The 21,549-nt window shown below is 65.5% G+C and carries 21 protein-coding genes; 19 read left to right on the top strand and 2 right to left on the bottom strand.

Going from position 1 to position 21,549, the window contains the following annotated elements; genetic code table 11:
• Window positions 1-62: 62 nt before the first annotated feature.
• The 9 genes from coaD (at window position 63) to AC1X6S_RS03695 (ending at window position 8,594) form a co-directional block, all read left to right on the top strand.
• Window positions 63-545 carry a pantetheine-phosphate adenylyltransferase gene (gene coaD / locus AC1X6S_RS03735; protein ID WP_483404448.1) on the top strand — a complete coding sequence of 161 codons (483 nt, stop codon included), beginning with the start codon at window positions 63-65 and terminating at the stop codon, window positions 543-545.
• Window positions 542-1,570: an AAA family ATPase gene (locus AC1X6S_RS03730; protein ID WP_483404447.1), complete on the top strand. Its 1,029-nt coding sequence runs from the start codon at window positions 542-544 to the stop codon at window positions 1,568-1,570. Before coaD ends, AC1X6S_RS03730 begins: the two co-directional genes overlap by 4 nt.
• Before the next feature lie 61 nt (window positions 1,571-1,631).
• Complete coding sequence (locus AC1X6S_RS03725; protein WP_483404446.1) at window positions 1,632-2,912, top strand: DUF58 domain-containing protein; 1,281 nt, start codon at window positions 1,632-1,634, stop codon at window positions 2,910-2,912.
• Window positions 2,913-3,003: 91 nt separating this feature from the next.
• Window positions 3,004-5,223: a transglutaminase TgpA family protein gene (locus tag AC1X6S_RS03720; RefSeq protein WP_483404445.1), complete on the top strand. Its 2,220-nt coding sequence runs from the start codon at window positions 3,004-3,006 to the stop codon at window positions 5,221-5,223.
• A gap of 9 nt (window positions 5,224-5,232) precedes the next feature.
• Window positions 5,233-5,793, top strand: a complete 561-nt coding sequence (locus AC1X6S_RS03715; protein ID WP_483404444.1) for a YceD family protein — start codon at window positions 5,233-5,235, stop codon at window positions 5,791-5,793.
• A gap of 3 nt (window positions 5,794-5,796) precedes the next feature.
• Window positions 5,797-6,000 (top strand): 50S ribosomal protein L32, encoded by a 204-nt coding sequence (gene rpmF, locus AC1X6S_RS03710; protein ID WP_108391343.1) that lies wholly within the window; start codon window positions 5,797-5,799, stop codon window positions 5,998-6,000.
• Window positions 6,001-6,074: 74 nt separating this feature from the next.
• Window positions 6,075-6,740, top strand: a complete 666-nt coding sequence (rnc, locus tag AC1X6S_RS03705) for a ribonuclease III (RefSeq protein ID WP_483404971.1) — start codon at window positions 6,075-6,077, stop codon at window positions 6,738-6,740.
• Window positions 6,724-7,620: a bifunctional DNA-formamidopyrimidine glycosylase/DNA-(apurinic or apyrimidinic site) lyase gene (gene mutM, locus AC1X6S_RS03700; RefSeq protein WP_483404443.1), complete on the top strand. Its 897-nt coding sequence runs from the start codon at window positions 6,724-6,726 to the stop codon at window positions 7,618-7,620. The genes rnc and mutM overlap by 17 nt, the downstream gene beginning before the upstream one ends.
• A 404-nt stretch (window positions 7,621-8,024) precedes the next feature.
• Window positions 8,025-8,594 (top strand): histidine phosphatase family protein, encoded by a 570-nt coding sequence (locus tag AC1X6S_RS03695; protein ID WP_483404442.1) that lies wholly within the window; start codon window positions 8,025-8,027, stop codon window positions 8,592-8,594.
• A 64-nt stretch (window positions 8,595-8,658) separates the two neighbouring features.
• On the opposite strand, the gene AC1X6S_RS03690 is transcribed toward AC1X6S_RS03695, so the two are convergent.
• Complete coding sequence (locus AC1X6S_RS03690; RefSeq protein ID WP_483404441.1) at window positions 8,659-9,747, bottom strand: GNAT family N-acetyltransferase; 1,089 nt, start codon at window positions 9,745-9,747, stop codon at window positions 8,659-8,661.
• Window positions 9,748-9,933: 186 nt separating this feature from the next.
• On the opposite strand from AC1X6S_RS03690, the gene smc reads away from it, so the two are divergent.
• Genes smc through ffh form a run of 4 tightly spaced genes read left to right on the top strand, consistent with a single transcriptional unit; the run spans window position 9,934 to window position 16,497 of the window.
• Complete coding sequence (smc, locus tag AC1X6S_RS03685) at window positions 9,934-13,470, top strand: chromosome segregation protein SMC (RefSeq protein ID WP_483404440.1); 3,537 nt, start codon at window positions 9,934-9,936, stop codon at window positions 13,468-13,470.
• 20 nt (window positions 13,471-13,490) lie between these two features.
• The gene (gene ftsY / locus AC1X6S_RS03680) at window positions 13,491-14,366 is read left to right on the top strand and encodes a signal recognition particle-docking protein FtsY (RefSeq protein ID WP_483404439.1); all 876 of its coding nucleotides are present in this window, start codon (window positions 13,491-13,493) and stop codon (window positions 14,364-14,366) included.
• A 1-nt stretch (window position 14,367) separates the two neighbouring features.
• Complete coding sequence (locus AC1X6S_RS03675) at window positions 14,368-14,868, top strand: DUF2004 domain-containing protein (RefSeq protein WP_483404438.1); 501 nt, start codon at window positions 14,368-14,370, stop codon at window positions 14,866-14,868.
• A 57-nt stretch (window positions 14,869-14,925) separates the two neighbouring features.
• A complete protein-coding gene (gene ffh / locus AC1X6S_RS03670) occupies window positions 14,926-16,497 on the top strand; it encodes a signal recognition particle protein (protein ID WP_483404437.1) in 1,572 nt (523 codons plus the stop codon).
• Window positions 16,498-16,635: 138 nt separating this feature from the next.
• Here the strand turns inward: ffh and AC1X6S_RS03665 are convergent, their stop codons facing one another.
• The gene (locus AC1X6S_RS03665; RefSeq protein WP_483404970.1) at window positions 16,636-17,775 is read right to left on the bottom strand and encodes a glutamate--cysteine ligase; all 1,140 of its coding nucleotides are present in this window, start codon (window positions 17,773-17,775) and stop codon (window positions 16,636-16,638) included.
• 84 nt (window positions 17,776-17,859) lie between these two features.
• Between AC1X6S_RS03665 and AC1X6S_RS03660 the strand changes: the two genes are divergently transcribed.
• The 6 genes from AC1X6S_RS03660 to AC1X6S_RS03635 all read left to right on the top strand — a co-directional run bounded on the left by AC1X6S_RS03660 (window position 17,860) and on the right by AC1X6S_RS03635 (window position 21,547).
• Entirely contained in the window at window positions 17,860-18,651 is a 792-nt protein-coding gene (locus AC1X6S_RS03660; protein WP_483404436.1) for an LLM class F420-dependent oxidoreductase, read from the top strand.
• 177 nt (window positions 18,652-18,828) lie between these two features.
• Window positions 18,829-19,245, top strand: a complete 417-nt coding sequence (gene rpsP / locus AC1X6S_RS03655; protein WP_108391333.1) for a 30S ribosomal protein S16 — start codon at window positions 18,829-18,831, stop codon at window positions 19,243-19,245.
• A gap of 3 nt (window positions 19,246-19,248) precedes the next feature.
• On the top strand, window positions 19,249-19,485 hold the full coding sequence (locus tag AC1X6S_RS03650) for an RNA-binding protein (protein ID WP_090709355.1): 237 nt from the start codon (window positions 19,249-19,251) through the stop codon (window positions 19,483-19,485).
• A gap of 16 nt (window positions 19,486-19,501) precedes the next feature.
• Window positions 19,502-20,188: a ribosome maturation factor RimM gene (gene rimM / locus AC1X6S_RS03645; protein ID WP_483404435.1), complete on the top strand. Its 687-nt coding sequence runs from the start codon at window positions 19,502-19,504 to the stop codon at window positions 20,186-20,188.
• 94 nt (window positions 20,189-20,282) lie between these two features.
• On the top strand, window positions 20,283-20,990 hold the full coding sequence (gene trmD / locus AC1X6S_RS03640) for a tRNA (guanosine(37)-N1)-methyltransferase TrmD (RefSeq protein WP_483404434.1): 708 nt from the start codon (window positions 20,283-20,285) through the stop codon (window positions 20,988-20,990).
• A 56-nt stretch (window positions 20,991-21,046) separates the two neighbouring features.
• Window positions 21,047-21,547 carry a hypothetical protein gene (locus tag AC1X6S_RS03635; RefSeq protein WP_483404433.1) on the top strand — a complete coding sequence of 167 codons (501 nt, stop codon included), beginning with the start codon at window positions 21,047-21,049 and terminating at the stop codon, window positions 21,545-21,547.
• Window positions 21,548-21,549: the final 2 nt, after the last annotated feature.

Here is a 21,549-nt window from a genome sequence, read left to right as displayed (position 1 = left end):
CGTCACTGCGGATTCTCTGGGGGACTGCCCGTGACTCTTGTGTGTGCCGGTAGGCTGAGGCCATGCAGAGGATCGCCGTCGTTCCAGGCTCGTTTGACCCCGTCACCCTGGGGCATCTTGACGTGATCGAGAGGGCGGCCGGCCTCTTCGACGAGCTCCACGTGCTCGTCGTGCACAACCCGTCGAAGGTTGCCCTTCTGCCGATCTCTGAGCGCGTCTCGCTCCTCGAGGAGTCGATTCGTGACGCGGGGATAGCGGGCAAGATCGTGGTGGCGTCCTGGAGTGTCGGGCTCCTCGTCGACTACGCGACCGACGTCGGCGCCTCTGTCCTGGTGAAAGGCATCCGTTCACAGGTCGACGTGGCCTATGAAACACCGATGGCGATCGTCAACCGGCACCTCGCCGGCGTCGAGACGGTGTTCATGCTGCCTGATCCCGCCCATGCCCACGTGTCGAGTTCTCTCGTGCGACAGGTGTCCTCCCTCGGCGGGGATGTCAGCCCGTACGTGCCAGCTGCAGTGACCCGGTTCCTCCAGCGATCATGACTTCGATCCCGGCGACGGACGGCAAGGCCACGGCGGTCGAAGAGACCGCGGGCTTCGACATCCGCGACGCGCATCGCCTCGCCTCGGACATCATCCGCAATGTGGAGTCGGTGATCGATGGGAAACACCGGGTGGTGCGCACAGCGCTCACGGTGCTCCTCGCCGAGGGACACCTGCTCATCGAGGATGTGCCGGGCGTCGGGAAGACGATGCTGGCGAAGGCGCTCGCCCGGTCCATCACGGCGACGGTCAGCCGCATCCAGTTCACGCCGGATCTCCTGCCGAGTGATGTGACCGGAATCTCCGTGTACAACCAGGCCGAGCGGCGGTTTGAGTTCAAGCCTGGTGCGGTCTTCGCGAACATCGTGATCGGCGACGAGATCAACAGGGCGTCACCCAAAACGCAATCCGCCCTGCTCGAGTGCATGGAGGAGCGTCAGGTCACCGTGGACGGGACCACCTACCATCTGGCCACGCCGTTCACCGTGATCGCAACCCAGAACCCGATCGAGATGGAGGGGACATACGCGCTCCCTGAGGCCCAGCGAGACAGGTTCATGGCGCGCATTTCGATGGGTTACCCCGATGAGTCCGCCGAACTCAGCATGCTCGCTTCGCGGGACGTCACGAATCCGCTCGCCGATCTTGCCCCCGTTGTCTCGGCATCCGCTGTGCAGCGCCTGATGGCGAGCGTTCGGGACGTTTACGTCTCTGATGCCGTCAAGGAGTATGCGGTCCGGATCCTGCGCGCGACCCGCGAACATCCCGACCTCAGGCTCGGAGGGAGCCCGCGCGCGACGCTCCAGCTCGTGCGGGCTGCGAAGAGCTTCGCGCTCGTCGAGGGCAGGGACTTCGTTCTTCCCGATGACATCGATGCGCTCGCGAACGCTGTCCTCGGCCATCGCCTGATGCCGACGAGCAGGGCGCTCGGCAACCACCAGCACACGGACGAACTCATCCGCGACATCATCGACGGCATCATCGACGAGACGGCAGTGCCGCCGTCACGCACAACAGGGACCTGAGATGCCGACGCCCAGCCGTGGGAGTTCGCGGGCCGTTCGGCCCACGAGGCGCGGCTGGAGTGTGCTTCTCACCGCTGGCGCTGTTCTCGTCGGCGCGACCCTCATCGACAGGAGGGAAGGCCTCTACCTGTCCGCGTTCCTGGTGCTGCTGTTCGTGGGCTGCGTTGTGTACATCCAGGCCCACAGGCCCAGGCTCGCCGCGGTTCGCTCGTTCTCGCCGCCGAGCGTGATGGTCGGCCAGCCCGCGGTCGTGCACACCAGGGTGACGTCGAAGAGTGACCTTGAAACCGCGACCGTCTGGATCGAGCAGGTTCCGGCTGTCTTCGGGCGAACGCCGACCGGCGAACTGGCGCGAGGCAGGTGGCAGCGCGGGCGTGGTTACTCCACTGACATCGAATACGAGCTCAGGTCCTCCCACAGGGGGCGGTACCCGATCGGTCCGCTGTGGGTCACCCACGGTGACCCGTTCGGGCTCGTCGTTGCCGAGCGCGCGATCGCCGGCACCAGGGAGATCTCGATTACGCCGCGCGTCAGTGTGCTCGCCAATGCGGGCCTCGCGAATGCCAGCGGCGACGGCGTCCGTCACGAACTGAACCACTTCGCGGCCCAGCGTGCCGACGAACTCATCGCCAGGGAGTACCGCACCGGCGACTCGCTGCGTCGCGTGCACTGGAGTCAAACGGCCCGCAGGGGCGAACTCATGGTGAGGCAGGAAGAGCGCCAGGGCGACCCGGAAGCAGCAATCGTGCTCGACACCGCCCTCGCCGGCAGGGGTGAGGCGAACGGTGCCACCTCTGACGCTCACTTCGAACGCATGGTCGAGCTCGTTGCGTCGCTCGGCGTGCACCTTCTTGATGCGGGCTACCAGGTCTCCCTCGTCGAATCAGCGACGGATGCCATCCCGAGCACTGAGGGGACGTCGCCGTACCGCATCTCACGGTTCGAGCCCGGCGCTGCACCCGCCCTGCTCGATACCCTCGCCGAAACGCAGCGCCACCCGGTGCCGGACGGCTATGACGTGACCGCCGGACTTGCGACGGTGATCAGGAGAACGGGAAAAGTGATGCCCGTCTTCGCGGTTCTCGGACAGGTGTCTCCGACGGGAGCCCGGCGGCTGGCGGGGATGAAGATCAACGCAGCCCCCGCCGTCGCTTTCTTCGACCCCGCCGAGAACCAGGCGAGCCGCGGCTACTCGACCGAGGCCCAGGTTCTTGGCGACGCCGGATGGCGAACCGCCGTGTTCACCGAACGCACGCCGGTGGTCGAGGCGTGGTCTCTCGTCGCGTTCGGGGCAACCGGCGGACAGTCCGCCCGGAGGGGCCGTGACCGTGTCGGGAACTAAAACAGCCCCAGAGCGCCCGGCAGCGGCGAAGGCCCCGCCGACAGCCGGGCCGGGAGACCGGCCGGGACGTGATCATGTCACCAGTCAGAGGATGGGCGCGCGGCTCTGGCCGCTGAGCCTCGCGACCCTTCTGGTCTACACGGTGGCAATCTCGACACTTTCCCCGCTCCTTAGCGGTGCCTCATGGTGGCTGGGAACCGCGATGCTCGGCGCCGTCGTCCTCTGCTCCGCGGCAACGGCCCGGGGACTCGGCGTGAGGCCGGCTCTCGGGTCGCTCATCGGTGGTGTCGTCTGGGTCGCGATGCTCGTGCTGTTTTTCGCTCCCGACACCGCGCTGGCCCTCGTCGTCCCCACCTGGGACACCGCCGAAACCTTCCGCGAACTGATGTCGGACGGATTCCGCTCGATCAGCCGTCAGGGCACGCCGGCGAACGCCGACGTCGGAATTCTCTTCGTCCTCGCGGTGGGGGCTGGCGCATTCGCCCTTCTCTGTGACCTGCTCGCGGTCGTCGTCCGGATGCCGGCGCTCGCCGGCATCCCTGTTGTCGCCATCGCACTGGTTCCCGGCTTCGTCATCGGTGAGGTCAACCTGGTCGCGCTCGCCCTGTGCGCCGCCGCGTATCTCGTGCTCCTCGCCGCCGACACGAGGGTGCGCCAGTCGGCAGCGCGGCACCCGAGGGGAATGCTCGGCATCGGCGCTTTCGCCGTCATCGGTGCACTGCTGGCGGCGGCGGTCGCCCCCGGTTACAACGGCGAGAGCCTTTTCCAGGCAACGGGTGGTTCGACATTCGGACGCGGCGTGAGCCCCCTCGTCGACCTCGGAAAAGACCTGAGGCGACCGGGAGGGGCCCGCCAGTTCACCTACACCACGACGACCGATGAGTCGCTGTATTTCCGTCTTCTGACCCTCGATCAGTTCGACGGGACCACCTGGTCTGCGAGCCGTTCGAACGATCGTGTCTTCAACGAACCAGACCTCATGGTCGATGTCCCCGGGCTGTCCGCTGAGGTGGCCACGGAGCCAACGACGACGACCGTCGAGGTCGCGGCCATGGTGGCGCCCTGGGTTCCGGTCCCGTTCCCGAGCGTGCGCGTCTTCGGGCTCTCCGGGCGCTGGTCGTGGGACGTCGACGGGCTCACTCTCTCGAGTCGCCTGTCGAGCGCAAGCGGGCAGTCGTACATCGCCGAGAGCGTGCTGATCAAGCCGACACGGGAGCAACTGATCGCCGCTCCCGGCGCGTATCCGGACTCCGTCAGCCGGTTCCTTGAACTTCCTGATGAGATCCCCTCGATCATCACTGATACAGCCGCCCAGCTCGTTGGGGAGTCGACGAACGGGTTCGACCGGGCGTTCGCGCTCCAGCAGTACCTGCGGAGCACCGACTTCACCTACTCCGTCGAGGCCCCTGTCGAGGACGGCTATGACGGTGACGGCTTCGACGTCATCGCCAAGTTCCTCGAGAAGAAGAGCGGGTACTGCGTCCACTACGCCTCGGCGATGGCCATCATGGCGAGGGTGCTTGGCATCCCGGCCAGGGTGGCACTCGGCTACCTCCCCGGTGACAGGCTGGGGAGCGCGGGGGACCGGCGCAACTATGCGGTTGCGACCGACGATCTTCACTCCTGGCCGGAACTGTATTTCTCCGGCGTCGGCTGGGTCCCGTTCGAACCGACACCGGGGCGAGGGTACGTTCCCGACTACGCGACATCGGTGTCTCAAGGCAGCCCGACGGCGAACCCGAATGACCTGGACTCCGCCAATCGGAACGCACAGGAGCGCACTCCGGTCGAGCAGGCGCCGACAACACAGGCCGGTTCGTCGCAGGTCGACTCCGCACCTCCCGTCGGGATCATCGCCGCCTTCGGGGTAATCGTCCTCGCCATCGTCGCGTTCCCCTGGGTGAGGAGAAGCCTGCGGCGCCGCCGCCGGTTCCGCGCCCTCAGAACCGGACGCGCCGGCCCCGTCGACGCCTGGCAGGAGCTGAGCGAGGCGGCACTCGATTTCGGCGTCGGGATGAATGGCGCCGAAACCCCCCGCGGGTTCGCCGCGCAGCTCACCCGGGCGGTGGCGCTGTCCGGTCCCGACGCCGAGGCCCTGGATCGCCTGCTCGAGAGTGTCGAACGGCTCAGATTCGCGGCGCGAGCCGAGCCGAGTTCGGGCGAAGCGCTCGTCGCGGACGTCGAACGCCTCACGCGAGCGATGGCGACGGCGTCGACGCTGCCCGTTCGGTTGCGCGCGACGCTCGCACCGGCATCCGTTTTGCAAGGAACACCCAGCGGACGCTCAGCGGGCGTGCCAAGGTCACTGTAGAATTTCTCGGTGACCAAATACACCAAACTGCCATTCGCGGTGAACGTCCGCGACCTCGTGCGGCGACCGGGTGAGATGCAGGAACGCGACATCACCGTCGACGCTCCGGAGACCTGGGGCGCTGGCCTCATTGCCGTCACCCAGGGAACGCCGGTCTACGAACGGGTCCGACTTGAGTCGGTCCACGAGGGGATCCTCGTTACCGCCGAAGCCGAAACTGTTGCGACCGGAGAGTGCGGAAGATGCCTGATTGACATCTCCCAGAGCGTCCAAGTCGAGTTTCAGGAGCTTTTCGCGTACTCTGGTGAAGAAGCTTCTGACCTAGAGGTTCACAATGACCATGTGGATCTTGAACCTCTGATCAGAGACGCAGTGGTTTTATCACTGCCGTTTCAGCCGGTATGCCGGCCAGATTGCCCCGGACTCGACCCAGAGACCGGCGAGCGACTGGCAGATAACCCGGATAGAAAACCCCAAGAGCACCTGGATCCTCGCTGGTCCGCGCTCGCCGGGTTCTCCCAAGACCCAAGCTCCGACAACTCGGATGCTCCAAGCAAAGAAGAGAGATAAGTCATGGCTGTTCCGAAGCGGAAAATGTCACGAGCCTCCACCCGTGCACGCCGTGCGCAGTGGAAGGCTGAAGCCCCCACCCTGGTGAAGACCGTTGAGAACGGCAAGGTTACATACAGCCTTCCGCACCGCGCCAAGGTCGTCGAAGACTCCGCCGGCACCGCGCTCTTCATGGAATACAAGGGCCGCAAGGTCGCCGACGTTTAGTCAGCGCTTCGCTCGCTGAGACCGAAGGCTGAGAAGTGTCGGTAACAGACAGCACGACAGACCGAGGGTCGCTACTGGCGGCCCTCGGTGTGTCGCTTAACGAAGCGGTGTTGGAGCATGCGCTCACACACCGCTCTTTTGCGTACGAAAACGGCGGCATCCCGCACAACGAACGCCTCGAGTTCCTCGGCGATTCGGTGCTGGGTTTGAGCGTTACCCAAAAGCTGTACCGGGAGAACCCGGATCTGCCGGAGGGTTCCCTCGCCAAAATGCGTGCGAGTGTCGTGTCGACGGCCGCCCTCGCCGAAATCGCGAGGACGATCGGCCTCGGCGCCCACCTGAAGCTCGGGCGGGGCGAAGAGCTCACCGGCGGACGCGATAAGGCGTCCATACTCGCCGACACCATGGAAGCTCTCATCGGTGCCGTGTACCTGGACCAGGGCCTCGAGACAGCCTCTGCACTCGTGCTGCGACTGGTCGAACCGCTCCTCGAGGATCCCGCACGATTCGGTGCGGCAATGGACCCGAAGACGAGCCTGCAGGAAGTCGCCGCTCGCTTCAACGCTCCGGCTCCCGTCTACGAGATCGAAGCGTCAGGGCCAGACCACAACCGTGTGTTTGTCGCCACGGTGACCGTGGGCTCCCTCGTGACCGCCGTCGGTGAGGGTTCGAGCAAGAAACACGCCGAGATGGCGGCAGCGCTCACCGCATGGACCGAGCTGAGTGCCCGAGCTTCCTGAGGTCGAGGTGGTGCGAGCCGGCCTCGAGCCCGCCGTCACCCGTGCGCTGATCACGAGCGTCGACGTTCTCGACGCGAGGAGCCTCAAACGCCATCCGGCGGCATCCGGGGTCTTCGTGGACCTGCTCGAGGGGCGACGGATCCTCGCTGCAACGCGTCGTGGCAAGTTCCTGTGGTTTCCGCTCGATAACGACACGGCCCTCGTCACCCACCTCGGCATGAGCGGACAGATGCTGCTGCGTTCGCCGGGGACCGACGACCGGCTGACGCGCATCCGCATCGGCATCGAGTCACCAGAGCATGGCGAACTGCTCGTCAATTTCGTCGACCAGCGCATCTTCGGCGGGATGGCTGTCGACACCCTGCTGCGAACGCCGGACGGCCAACCGGGAGGTTTCTCCGGTGCGGTCCCAGGACCCGCACGCGTGCCGAGCCAGGTGGCCCACATAGCGCGGGATCCGCTCGACGAGGCCTTCGACGACGGCGGGTTCCTGGAGCGCCTTGGCCGCAAGGGCACAGGGGTTAAACGCGCACTTCTCGATCAGACCCTGGTCTCCGGCATTGGCAACATCTACGCCGATGAAGCGCTGTGGGCTGCGAAGATCCACTACGAGCAGCCGGCGTCCTCTCTGTCGAAGCGGAGAGCCGGCGTGCTGCTCACCGAGGTGCGTGCCGTGCTCGAGAAGGCCCTGGCCGAGGGCGGGACGAGTTTTGACGCGCAATACGTCAACGTGAACGGGGCGAGCGGGTATTTCGCGCACAGCCTCAATGCCTACGGGCGCCAGGGCCAGCCGTGCCCCCGCTGTGGGACACCGCTTCGGCGGGAGAAGTTCATGAACCGGTCGTCGCACTTCTGCCCGCGCTGCCAGCGTCGACGCTGAGCACCCCGCCTGCAACCGCGACCACCCTCTGGTCGCCCCGCCTGCACCGCGCCGTCCCGCCTGCACCGCGCCTCGCCCCGCCTGCACCGCGCCGTCCCGGCATCCGGGTGTCGTCGGCTTCAACTGTCGCAAATGCACGCCATAACGCTCAAAAGCGTGCATTTGCGACCACCGAACCGTCGGGGCTGTGCACCGTCGGCTTCGACTGTCGCAAATGCAGGCAAGAGCGCTCCGTAACGTGCATTTGCGACCACCGAGCCGCCGGGGCTCCTCACCGTCGGCTTCAACAAACGAGCCGCTTTGCGGAGCTTCTGCCCCCGCTGCCTGTCTCTGCGCAGCCGACATATGACCTGCGCCCGACCCGCCGGTTAGGGCGAACGCCCGGTCGCGGGGAAGATGGATGTATGACACTCGCTTTCATTCGCCACGGCCAGACCGACTGGAATTTCGAGAACCGACTCCAGGGTTCCACCGATATTCCCCTCAATGAGACTGGTCGGCAGCAGGCGCGTGACGCGATCGCGACGCTGGATGGAGTGAACTGGGAAGTCATCGTCAGCTCGCCTCTCCGCCGTGCCAGGGAGACCGCGTCGATCATCGCGGAGGGCCTCGGCATTGAACTCGGCCCCGCATACGACGAACTCGTCGAACGGAATTACGGCGAGGCGGAGGGCGCAACCGCCGAGGTCATCGCCGAGCGCTGGCCGGCCAGGGACTTCCCTGGTCTCGAATCGCTCGAGTCAGTCGTCGCGCGCGGCACAGCGGCCATCGAGCGCGTGCACGCCGACTACGGGGATCGCAACACACTCATCGTCTGCCACGGCACGATCATCAGGTACACGCTGTCGTCGCTCGCCGGACGCCGGTTCGACCAGATCCGTAACGCGTCTGTCGCGACGTTCGACCGGTTGGGCGAGGGCTGGCGAGTGCTGAGCGTCAACGACGAACCGGTCGCAGAGCTTCCCGTCGGCTGAGCGACTGCCTCGGTGGGCCCCGGAGTGACAGCGCCCTGAGTGACGGGCCGACCGGGAGCCCGGGTCAGACCACCTTTTTCCACGACGCTTCGTAGGCCAGAGGGACAAAGCCGACGGCTTCGTTCACACTCAGCATCGGACGGTTCTCCTCGGCATTGAACGTGATGATGGCGGGTGATGCGGGCGAGACACGCATGAGCTGCTCGAGGTTCGCGAGCTTCAGCAGCATTCCCAGCCGGTGTCCGCGGTGTTCTCGGAGCACGAGCGTGTCCTCCTGGATGGCCGTCTTGCCGTTCGCTTCGGGGATCGCGATGTCGGTATAGCCGACGAGCCGATTCGTGGCGATATCCAGCGCGGCCGAGGTCAGGTTCGTACGTCCTCCGGCCTCGTTGCGTTCGTCGAGGTTGGCCACGCGGGCTTCGTCCCAGTGCTCTTCAGCGAATTCGAGGCCGGCGGCAGGGGCATCCGTCGACATTCTCTGGTGCAGCCGTGCCATGTCGGCGAGCCACTGTTCCGGGCACCGCCCCACCCACTGCACGACCCGGTAGCCCGACGCGTGTGATTCAGCGACACGTCGGTTATCCGCGAGCACCTCCGGATCGATCGGGAGTTCGATTCGTGACACCCGCGCCACCTGCTCGAGGTTGTACCCGTGAGCCTCGGCGAACCGGACGGCGGGTGAGTCCCGGTCGACGGTGCCAAAGCCGGTCGGTGGCACGACGACGTCGTTAGTCTCCGACGGCCGGTGCATGCTGAAGGACTGGAGCACCCGCAGGCCGTTGCTATCGGCAAGAGCCTCGAGCACGCGGAGCAGAGCTGTTCCGATACCTCTCCGGCGAACGTCGCTCTCCACCTCGATTTCGAGAAACGCGGCGGGGGCACCCTCCTCGGGCTGCCACTCATACACTCCGCGTCCGACGAGACGGCCGTTCAGGCGGGCGAGGAAGAGCCGCTTGGGAGCGAAGCTGTCATGCCAGTCAGGAAGGTACTCCTTCGACGTCCGCGTCAGGTCGTCCGTGCCGAGCGCTTCCTCCTCGACCCTGTTGCGGAGGTTCACCATCTCGACGAACGACCGGCCGTCGGGTGAATCGAGGGTGGCGGGAATGGCGAGTTCCTCGATCGACACCTCATCGATCAGCGGGTGCAAAGCCATGTTCCGTCCCTACCTGTCTGGTGCCGGCGTGCCGCGGGCAGCGGATCAGCCTAGCCACGGCCGATCGGGCTGTAAAGGGTGGCTATTTCGCGGGAATGCCCGGGTCTGTCGGGGTTCACGACGGTTCGTTGGGTACGGTAGTGCTGAGAATTCGCGTGGCAGAAGCGCGGAGAGACCGGAGACAGCGTGTATTTGAAGAGCCTCACCCTGAAGGGCTTCAAATCGTTCGCGCAGCCGACGACTTTTGCATTCGAACCCGGCGTGACCTGTGTGGTCGGTCCGAACGGATCCGGGAAGTCCAACGTCGTCGACGCCCTGGCCTGGGTGATGGGCGAGCAGGGCGCAAAAACGCTCCGCGGCGGCAAGATGGACGACGTCATTTTCGCTGGCACGTCGACGCGCGGCCCGCTCGGTCGCGCACAGGTCATCCTCACCATCGACAACTCGGACGGTGCCCTCCCGATCGAATACACCGAGGTGACAATCAGTCGCACCCTGTTCAGGAACGGGGGCAGCGAGTACGCGATCAACGGCGACACGTGCAGGCTGCTCGACGTGCAGGAACTCTTGAGCGACTCAGGACTCGGGCGCGAGATGCACGTCATCGTCGGTCAGGGCCAGCTCGATGCGGTACTTCGGGCGAGCCCGGAGGAACGTCGCGGCTTTATCGAGGAAGCCGCAGGCATCCTGAAGCACCGACGCCGCAAGGAGAAGACGCTCCGCAAGCTCGAGGCCATGCAGACCAACCTCACCAGGCTGAGCGACCTGGCGGGGGAGATCCGCAGGCAGCTGAAGCCGCTCGGCCGACAGGCTGAGGTCGCCCGCGAAGCGCAGACCATCGCCTCCATCGTCCGTGATGCCAAGGCGAGGCTGCTCGCCGATGAGGTCGTCACGCTCAGGACCCTGCTCGACGGTTATGGCCGTACCGAGAGCGAGAGGCACACCGAGCGCATCGTGCTGCAGGAGCAGCTCGAGCAGAAACAGCTGCGCATCGCGCGGATCGAGCAGGCCCAGGTCGGCGACGCCGTCGACGCGGCACGGCGCACGAGCTTCGCGCTCGAGTCCGTGCAGGAGCGGCTCCGCAACCTCTTCACCCTCGCCAACCAGCGGCTCGCTCTCCTCGGAGCGCAGTCAGAGACCTTCGACGCATCCTCGAGCGTCACGCGAAGCATGGTCGACGACGCACGGGCCGAGGTCGACGCACTGAAGCAGGCCATCCTCACGGCGGAAGACGCGTGGCGGTCCGCCCAGCAGGCGACCCTCGCCTCCCGCGAACGACTCGATGCCGTCGACATGGAGATCGCCGCCCAGAGTGCCCTCGTCTCCCGGCACGACCTGGAAATCACGAAGCTCAGCGGGCAGGCCGACGCCGCGTCGTCGCGGCTGGCCGCCGTGCGTGGCGAGCGTCTCCGCCAGGAGAACGCGCTCGCCGCCGCGACTGAGCGCAGGGAGGCGGCCGTGCGGCACTTCGCCGAGGTCGAGGAGAGCGCGGCTGACGTGGACGCGGGGGAGAGCGGGCTCGACGAAGCCTACGAACTCGCGCAGGCACGGGTGTTCGAGACCGAGGCCGAGATCGAACGCCTCCGCGAACTGCTCCATGGCCACGAGCGTGAGCGCGACGCGCTCGCCGCACAGACCAGCGCCCTCTCCCGGGCACTCAACATCAAGGACGGCTCAGCCGACCTCATCGCCGCCGGGCTCGACGGCATCCGCGGTGTCGTCGCCGATGCCGTCTCGGTGACGCCCGGATTCGAGGCGGCCATCGCATCGGCGCTCGGGACGCTCGCTGACGGGCTCCTCGCTGACGACAGGGCTGCCGCCGAGCGCGCCATCGCGCACGCGAAGGATCACGACCTCGGTCGGGTCGAAATCGTGATGGCGGATGCCACGGCGCGGCAGGTCGAATGGCCTGCGATCGAGGGCGTGGTTCCCGCGACGAGTGTGGTCACGGCGCCGACCGGTGTGCTCGGCATCCTGACCTTCATCGGAATCGCCGAAGACGTCGACGCAGCACGCCGCGCCGCACCACAACTCGGCAGGCTTGGCGGGCCCGTCACCCTGATCACCCGCACCGGTGACGTGCTCACGGACTTCGTCCTGCGGGGAGGATCGGGCGCCAAGCAGGGCCGCATCGAACTCATCGCCGAGCGCGACGCTGCGGCTGAGCGGCTGACCGAGGTGACCTCGGCACTCGAGGACGTCAGGTTCGAACTCGACGAGCAGCGGACGGCGCTCGCCGGAGCGAAGGAGCTCTCGCGCGCCGCTCTCGGAGCACTGCGCGAGTTCGACGCGCAGCTGGCGGCGCAGGCAGAGAAGCTCAACAGGGCACGGGTCCAGGTCGAGGCGTCGACCGCGGAGAGCGACAGGCTTCAGACCGCGTTCGCGCAGTCTGCTGGCGCAGTGGCCGAGGCGGAGTCCGCAGCGAACAAGGCCAGGGCCGAACTGGATGCCGCGCGCTCAAGGCCCCGCCCGATCCTGGACGTTTCGGGGCGCGAAGCGCTCCTCGTCGAACTCGAGCAGGCCAGGGAACGTGAGATCGAGTCCCGGCTGCAACTTGAGACGGCGAGGGAACGCGTCAGGTCAGAGGAACAGCGGGTCAAGAACCTGCTCGCGCAGATGGAATCCGACCGGGTCGCCGCCGAAGCAGCCGCGCGCCGCGCCGTGATCCGCGGGCGCCAGATCGATGCGGCAACCGCCGTCGCGAACATCCTTCCCTCCGTGCTCGATTCCGTTGACGGGTCCGTTGCCGAGGCGAAACTCGTGCTGGCCAGGGCGGAGGAGGAACGCGCGAGCCAGAATGCCGAGCTCACCGGGTTGCGCCGCGAGGAGCAGGGCCTGCGTGAACGGCTCCAGGTGATCACGGAGAACGTGCACGGGCTCGAACTGCAGATCTACGAGAAGAAGCTGCATCTCTCCAGCCTGCTCGAACGGGCCGCTTCGGAGCTGGGCCTGGTCGAGGACGTGCTCGTCGCCGAGTACGGGCCCGATGTGCTTATCCCGACCGACCAGGCCTCAAACGAACCCGACAACGACAACGAGACCGACGGCATCCGTTTCTCCCGCCCCGAACAGCAGAAGCGGCTCGAGAAAGCGGAGCGCAAGCTGGCGCAGCTGGGTCGCGTGAACCCGCTCGCCCTCGAGGAATTCGCCGCGCTCGAACAGCGACACAAGTTCCTCACCGAGCAGCTCACCGACCTCACCAACACGCGCAAGGACCTGCTGACGATCATCGAGGAACTCGACGACAAGATGCAGGCGATCTTTGCCAGCGCCTTCGACGACACACTCACCGCGTTCGGTGAGGTGTTCCCGGTGCTGTTCCCCGGCGGTACCGGCAGCATTTCGCTGACCAACCCCGACGACCTGCTCACCACGGGCATCGAGGTCACCGTGAAGCCGGCCGGCAAAAAGATCGAACGGCTGTCGCTCCTCTCCGGTGGAGAACGCTCACTGGCCGCCGTCGCCCTGCTCATTGCGATCTTCAAGGCGAGGCCGAGCCCGTTCTACATCATGGACGAGGTCGAGGCGGCGCTCGACGACGCGAACCTCGGCCGCCTGCTCACGATCTTCGAAGACCTTCGGCGATCGAGCCAGCTCATCGTGATCACGCACCAGAAGCGCACGATGGAGATCGCGGATGCCCTCTACGGCGTCTCGATGCGGCAGGACGGAGTGTCGGCGGTCGTGGGTCAGCGGGTGGCGAACGAGGAGAAGGCGAGCTGACGACTCGTTAGTCTTAGTACATGGCACAAACTTCGTCCTGGTCCCTTTCGGGCGCTCTCAAGGGCATGTTCTCCAAGCCCACCATCGACGAGAACACGTGGGAAGACCTCGAGTACGCGCTGCTCACCGCTGATTTCGGCCCGGATGTCACCGAGGCGGTCATCGATGACCTGCACGCCAAGGTCGACAGGTACCGCACCACCGACCCTCGTGACCTGCAGCGGATGCTCCGCGAATCGATCGAAGAGCGTCTTTCGAAATACGACACAACGTTGAAGCTCACCGAGCGGCCCGCCGTCGTGCTCGTCGTCGGCGTCAACGGCGTCGGCAAGACCACGACGATCGGCAAGTTCTCGAAGTTCCTCGGCACGTACGGACGCACTGTCGTCGTCGGAGCGGCTGACACCTTCCGCGCGGCTGCCGTCGAGCAGCTCGCCACCTGGGCTGAGCGCGGGGGAGCCCAGATCGTGCGCCCGCAGCAGCACGGCCAGGACCCGGCGTCCGTCGCCTTCCAGACCGTTGACTTCGCCAAGAGGAACGGCATCGAGATCGTCCTCATCGACACGGCTGGACGGCTGCAGACCAAGGGCGGTCTGATGGACGAGCTCTCCAAGATCCGCCGGGTCGTCGAGAAGCAGGCACCGATCTCCGAGGTGCTCCTCGTGCTCGACGCGACGACAGGTCAGAACGGGCTCTCCCAGGCCGAAGCATTCATTGAGCATGCCGGGGTGACCGGCCTCGTCCTCACCAAGCTGGACGGGTCAGCGAAGGGCGGCTTCGTGCTCGCGGTCCAGGAGAAGACCGGCATTCCGATCAAGCTCGTTGGCCAGGGCGAGGGCATCCACGACCTCACCGGCTTCACCCCGCACGTGTTCGCACAGAAACTGGTTGGCTGATATGACAACGGAACACGACTTCTTCGGCGCGCTCGAAAGCGACGCGAACGGTGGAATCTACTGGTCGGAGACCGTCGAGGTCGGCGATCAGCCCGTCGACGTCTCGGTGAGTTCTCCCGGTGACCGGACCGTCACCGTCGAAGGGCTCGACACCGCTGCCGGTTTCGTCAGTTCCCTCGACGGGCTCGACCTGCGTGCCCGTGAGGCCATGCTCAGTGACGTCGACAACCGCAGCTCTGACGTGACGAGCTTCATCGAAGCGACCGTCGAAGAGGTGGGGGAGGACCTGCCCGAGATGCTCGTCGACCGGTCAGGAGACAACGACGTCGACATCATCCGTTCGCTCCAGCTCATCCGCGTCGCGATCCACCCCCACCAGACCGGTGAAGGCGCGCCGTTTGCGTCGTTCGAGTTCGCGTTCGACCCGGACAACTCCGACCTCGCGCTCGTCGTCTCGCTGTCGAACCGGGGCGAGTCGGTCGGCATCGAATTGCTCGAGTAGACACTCACAGCCACAACGTCACCCGGTACCGCCGACGCTCGGTAAACTGGATCTCAAATGGCTACTTTTGGAAACCTCTCAGACCGGCTCTCCGAGACTTTTAAGAACCTCCGCAAGAAGGGTTCGCTGTCGGCATCGGATGTCGACGGCACAGTCCGCGAGATTCGTCGCGCCCTGCTCGACGCCGACGTCGCCCTCGACGTCGTCAAGGAATTCACCGGCAAGGTCCGTGAACGCGCCCTCAGCGATGAGGTCAACAAGGCGCTCAACCCGGCACAGCAGGTCGTTCAGATCGTCAACGACGAGCTCGTCGCCATCCTCGGTGGGCAGCAGCGTCGCCTCGAGTTCGCGAAGAACCCGCCGACGGTGATCATGCTCGCCGGTCTCCAGGGTGCGGGTAAGACCACCCTCGCCGGCAAGCTCGCCAAGTGGCTCGCGAAAGACGGCCACACGCCGCTCCTCGTCGCCGCCGACCTCCAGCGCCCCAACGCGGTAACGCAGCTGACCGTCGTCGCCGAGCAGGCCGGAGTCGCGATCTACGCTCCCGAGCCGGGCAACGGTGTCGGCGACCCGGTGCGGGTCGCGAAGGACTCGATCGCTTACGCCAAAACCAAGCAGTTCGACACGGTCATCGTCGACACCGCCGGACGCCTCGGCGTCGACGCCGAGCTGATGAAGCAGGCATCGAACATCCGCAAGGCCATCGATCCCGACGAAGTACTCTTCGTCATCGACGCCATGATCGGTCAGGATGCCGTCAAGACGGCCCAGGCGTTCCAGGAAGGCGTCGACTTCACCGGCGTGGTTCTGTCGAAGCTTGACGGCGACGCCCGCGGTGGTGCCGCACTGAGCGTGGCATCCGTCACCGGCAGGCCGATCATCTTCGCCTCGACGGGTGAGGGACTCGACGACTTCGAGCCGTTCCACCCCGACCGGATGGCGAGCCGGATCCTCGACCTCGGTGACATCCTCACCCTCATCGAGCAGGCGCAGTCGGCGTTCGATGAAGAAGAAGCCATGGCGATGGCGGAGAAGTTCTCGACCGAGACCTTCACGCTCGACGACTTCCTCAAGCAGATGCAGCAGCTGCGCAACATGGGCTCCATCAAGAAGATGATGGGCATGCTGCCGGGCATGGGCCAGATGAAGCAGCAGCTGGATTCGTTCGACGAGCGCGAGATCGTTCGCACCGAGGCCATCATCCAGTCGATGACCCTCGCCGAACGCCAGAACTCGAAGCTGCTCAACGGCTCGCGCCGCCTGCGCATCGCGCGCGGTTCGGGCTCGACGGTGACCGAGGTCAACGCCCTCGTGAACCGGTTCGAGCAGGCCGCGAAGATGATGAAGACCGTCGCCAAGGGTGGCGTGCCGCAGATCCCGGGCATGGGACCCATCCCCGGTGCGCGCAGCGGCGGCTCGAAGAAGCAGCAGCCCAAGAAAAAGGGTTCGAAGAGCGGTAACCCCGCCAAGCGCGCGACGGAAAATGCGGCTCTCGCGTCGGGCACCAAGCCCGGTGCTGCCCTGACGCCCGGTGGAACCGGGTTCGGACTCGGCGGCGCGACCGGTCAAGGCCAGGCCGCCCCCACTGAGGAAGAACTCGCGACCCTGCAGAAGTTCCTCGGGAACTGACCCCCGGTCACTCCGCGTCTCAGCGAACACACCCGTTCCGGTCGAGAACACACCCGTTACAGCGGATGTTCTCGACCGGAACGGGTGTTCTCGTATCGGGGGCTGCCGGGTCAGAGCTGCGTGTCAGGGGCTGCCGGATCAGTGGCTGACGAAGCCGGCTCTGAGCTCGCCGATCAGTGACTTGACCACGGCGGTGAGGTCGCCCTCGTTCTCTGCCGCGGTCGCCTGCTGGCGGGTGTAGCTGCCGCCGGTGTCGATGATCGACGGGATCGAGGCGAGTTCCTGGGCGCAACCGAGCCGCTCGGCGATCGGCGCGAGAGAACCGACGAGGTCACGGATGTCGTCTGTCACGGACCGTTCCGTGCCGTGCCTGTCGGTGATGATGGTCGCGTCGAGGCCGTAGCGTGCTGATCGCCACTTGTTCTCGCGCACGTACCACGGCGGCAGGGTGGGCAGCTCGTGTCCCTCGTCGAGGAGCGTCGAGAGGTGCTCGACGAGGCAGTGGATGAGGGAAGCGACCGCGGCAAGCTCGGCGTGTGTCGAGGCGCCGTCGCAGAACCTGACCTCGATGGTTCCCCAGTGCGGAGATGGTCGGATGTCCCAGCGCACCTCGGTGTAGTCGTCGATAGTGCCCGTCGCCGTCATGTCCTGGACGTACGCTTCGAACTCGGCCCAGTCCGCGACCTGGTACGGCAGCCCGGCCGTTGGAAGCTGCTGGAACATTAGCGAACGGTTGGACGCGTATCCGGTGTCGATGCCGCCCCAGTACGGGCTCGACGCGCTCAGGGCCTGCAGGTGCGGGAAGAACCTGAGCATGCTGTTGAGGATGGGGATGACCTTGTCGCGGTCTTCAATGCCAACGTGCACATGCATGCCCCAGATGAGCATGTTGCGTCCCCACCACTGGGTGCGCTCGATGAGCTTGTGGTACCTCGCCTTGTTTGCAACAGGCTGGTCGTACCACTGCCCGAACGGGTGTGAACCGCTTCCGATCAGTTCAATGCCGCGGGGATCTGTGACACGACGGACCTCGGTGAGCTGGGCATCGAGATCGGCGACGGCGTCGGAGACCCGGTGGTGAACCGCACTCACAAGCTCGATGGTGTTGAGGAGGAGTTCACCGGTGATCCGGGGGTGCGGCTGGCCTTCGGGGCTCTCGAGGTCCTGGAGCACCTCGTCAGCGGCGGAAACGAGTTCACCTGTGTCGCGGTCGACGAGGGCGAGTTCCCACTCGATCCCGACGGTCGACCGTTCAGATCGCGTGAACTCAATGCCCATACCGTTGTCCGCATCCGCCGCGCGGGAGCGCAGCACCCTTTCATCATTCCACGCGCGGCGGCGCTGTGGATCTAGGCTCTAGGCATGACGACAACTCACGCACAACGACCGGTTCGTATCGGCGTGCAACTGGCACCACAGCACGCCCAATACCGGACCATCCGCGACGCAGTATCCGAACTCGAAGACGCTGGCGTCGACATCCTGTTCAACTGGGACCACTTCTTCCCGCTGTCGGGCGAGCCTGACGGGCTCCACTTCGAGGCGTGGACGATGCTCGGCGCCTGGGCAGAGCAGACGAGCCGTGTCGAATTCGGCACGCTCGTGAACTGCAACAGTTACCGGAACGCTAACCTTCAGGCCGACATGGCCAGGACCCTCGACCACATCTCGGGTGGCCGCTTCATCTTCGGCACCGGCGCCGGCTGGTGCGAGCGCGACTACGACGAGTACGGCTACGAGTTCGGCACCCCTGGCTCACGGATCGCCGCTCTCGCGAACGACCTTCCGGTGATCAGAGAGCGGTGGTCGAAGCTCAACCCGCCACCGGTGCGGAAGATCCCCATCATGATCGGGGGAGGCGGCGTCAAGAAGACACTGCGCATCGTCGCTGAGCACGCCGACATCTGGCACAGCTTCAGCACGCCGGAGGTGCTTGCCGAGAAGCTCGAGGTTCTCCGCGCACACGGAGAAGACGTTGGCCGCGACGTCAGCGAGATCGAGATTTCCACGGAGATACGAGATTCGAGCGAGGAGAACGCCGAGAAGCTTCTCGAACTCGGAACGACGATGTTCACGATCGGACTCAGCGGGCCCGACTACGACATCGCGAAGGTCAAGCGCTGGCTGGACTGGCGCGACCGCATGAACGGCTAGGGACCGGCAACCGAACGTGGTCACACAACGCCGAAATATCTGACAGAATGGTTAGTCGAGTCTGTACTCGCCCGACCCTCTAATCAGGCGCTACAGCATTAGAAGGCTTTCGGACCGAGTGTGCCCCCACGCTCCCGGTGACGAGCACAATCACACAACAAATAATTCAGGAGAATTGTGTCTGTCAAGATTCGTTTGAAGCGCATGGGTAAGATCCGTGCGCCGTACTACCGCATCGTCGTTGCTGACTCGCGCACCAAGCGCGACGGCCGCGTCATCGAGGAAATCGGCAAGTACCACCCCACCGAGAACCCCTCCTTCATCGAGGTCAAGTCTGACCGCGCGCAGTACTGGCTCTCCGTTGGCGCACAGCCGACCGAGCAGGTTGCCGCTCTTCTCAAGCTCACAGGTGACTGGGGCAAGTTCAAGGGTGACAAGGACGCTGTTTCCACCGTCAAGGTGAAGGAGCCCAAGGTTCCCTTCGTCGCAGACGAGAAGAAGAAGCCGGTCCTCAAGCCAAAGGCAGAGAAGCCGGCCGTCAAGGAAGAGGCTCCTGCCGCTGACGAGACCGCTGCAGAAGAAGACAAGGCGTAACAATTGCTCGCACCTGCTCTCGAACACCTCGTCAAGGGGATTGTTGACAATCCGGACGACGTGACCGTCGTAGCGCAGAGCTCACCACGCGGTGAGGTCCTCGAGGTTCGCGTGAACCCCGAGGACCTCGGCCGTGTGATCGGCCGTTCAGGCCGCACGGCAAAGGCACTGCGCACACTGGTTTCAGCCCTCGCCGATGGCCGACGCGTCCGCGTCGACGTCGTCGACACCGATTCCTAAGGTGAGCACCGACAAAATGCCGAAGACCCAACTGCGGGTGGGTCGGCTCACGAAGGCCCACGGGCTCAAGGGAGCCATCAAGCTCGAACTCTTCACCGACGACCCCGGCAGACGATTTGTCCCCGGCGCCGTCTTCACCCTCCAGGTTCCGACAGGATCGCCCTGGCACGGCAAGACGCTCACTCTGAGCGAGCTGCGCTGGTACAACGGCCACGCCGTCGGGTTCTTCGAGGGTGTCACCGATCGCTCCGAGGCGGAAACCCTCGTGAAAGCGATCCTCTGGATCGAACAGGATTCCGCTGAGCCTTCGCAGGAGGAAGACGCGTGGTACGACCACCAGCTGGTCGGGCTCGCTGTCTCGCGTGATGGCCAGACCATTGGCTCCGTTGCCCGGGTCGAGCACTTCCCGGCACAGGACCTTCTCATCGTGAAGACGCCTCAGGGCGAGGTCATGCTTCCGTTCGTGAAGGCGCTCGTTCCCGCTGTGGACATCGCCGCGGGGATCGTCACCATCACGCCACCGCCTGGCCTCTTCGAGGAGTTGCCGGACGAGCCCGATGACGAGACTGACGTGCCGGTCGACGCGGATGCCGCTGACGGTGTTGAGGCTGATGCTGACGTCGCTGAAACCGACGCTGATGAAGCGGATGCCTCTGCCGAGTCCGCTGCGGACGTCGCGGATTCAGGCCACACAGACCGCTAACCCCGGTTTCACGATGCAGGCCGCCGGGCGACCGGCGTCCCCGCCAGCAAGGGCCGCGTCCGGCGTCCGCCCCGTGCCACCTAGGATTTCTCATATGCGTATCGACATCGTCACGATCTTTCCCGAGTTCTTCGATGTGCTCGATATCTCCCTCCTCGGCAAGGCACGGCAGGCCGGAATCATCGACCTCGGCGTGCACAACCTCCGCGATGCCACGACGGACCGCCACCGCACCGTCGACGACACCCCGTACGGCGGCGGTGCAGGGATGGTGATGAAGCCTGAGCCGTGGGGGAAAACCCTCGACGGCATTCTCGCCGCAGACGGTTCGGAGGCCGACCACGAGAAGGGGCCCCTCGTCATCTTCCCCTCGCCGGCCGGTGAGGTCTTCACGCAGTCGATGGCCCGCGAGCTCTCCACCGAGGAACACCTGGTGTTCGGGTGCGGTCGCTATGAGGGCATCGACCAGCGCGTGTTCGATGACACGGCAACCCGGGCGCGGGTTCGGCTCGTCAGCCTCGGCGACTACGTCCTGAACGGGGGAGAGGTCGCCGTGATGGCAATGATCGAAGCAATCGGTCGGCTGATTCCCGGTGTCGTCGGCAACCCGCATTCCCTCGTCGAAGAGTCGCACGAAGACGGACTCCTCGAGGCACCGAGCTACACCAAGCCGGCCTCCTGGCGCGGCCTCGACGTTCCTCCGGTGCTGCTGAGCGGTAATCACGCTGCAATCGCCGCGTGGCGCCGTGAGCAGCAACTCGAACGCACCAGACGGGTGCGTCCGGACCTGCTTCAGCCCTGAGCGATCGGTCCGGCACGCGGGGGGATATTCCCAGCACACGGGCCTAGGCTTGGGCCATGATCGTACGCCGGGTATATCGGACCTGGATGCTCGTCGCATCCGTCGCCCTTCCCATCTGGCCGCTTATCGGCTGGGGCATCTTCGGCGGTGGCGGCTGGGAGTTCGTCGGCCTCGTCATCGCCATGCCGATTCTCTTCCTCGCCCTCGCCGCGGTATCCCTGCTGATCTACGCCCGCCCGACGGTACGCCGCGAGAAAGCCGTGAACTGGTGGGACGTCCTCGTACTCACTCTCTGGCACGTGTTCATCATTGGCTTCGGGTTGTTCGGTGACAACACCACGACATTCGCCGTCCTCGGAGTACTCGCCGGCATCGTCGCGTTCTGGTACTCGGTGTGGGCGTTCTTCAAGGATGCCGCGAAGCGCGCGCGGGAGACCCTCGCCGAGTTCGAGCAAATGGCGACGGCGCCCACCATCGGCCGGGTTCCCCCCGGTGCGACCGGCGTGGCGAGTGAGCAGGTAATCATAGTCAGGGAGAACCCCAGGGACGAGCCGTAGCC

The sequence above is a fragment of the Mycetocola sp. Y442 genome, from assembly GCF_056898615.1.
The sequence above is the reverse complement of the archived record's forward strand: the minus strand, read 5'-3'. Positions and strand labels throughout refer to the sequence as shown.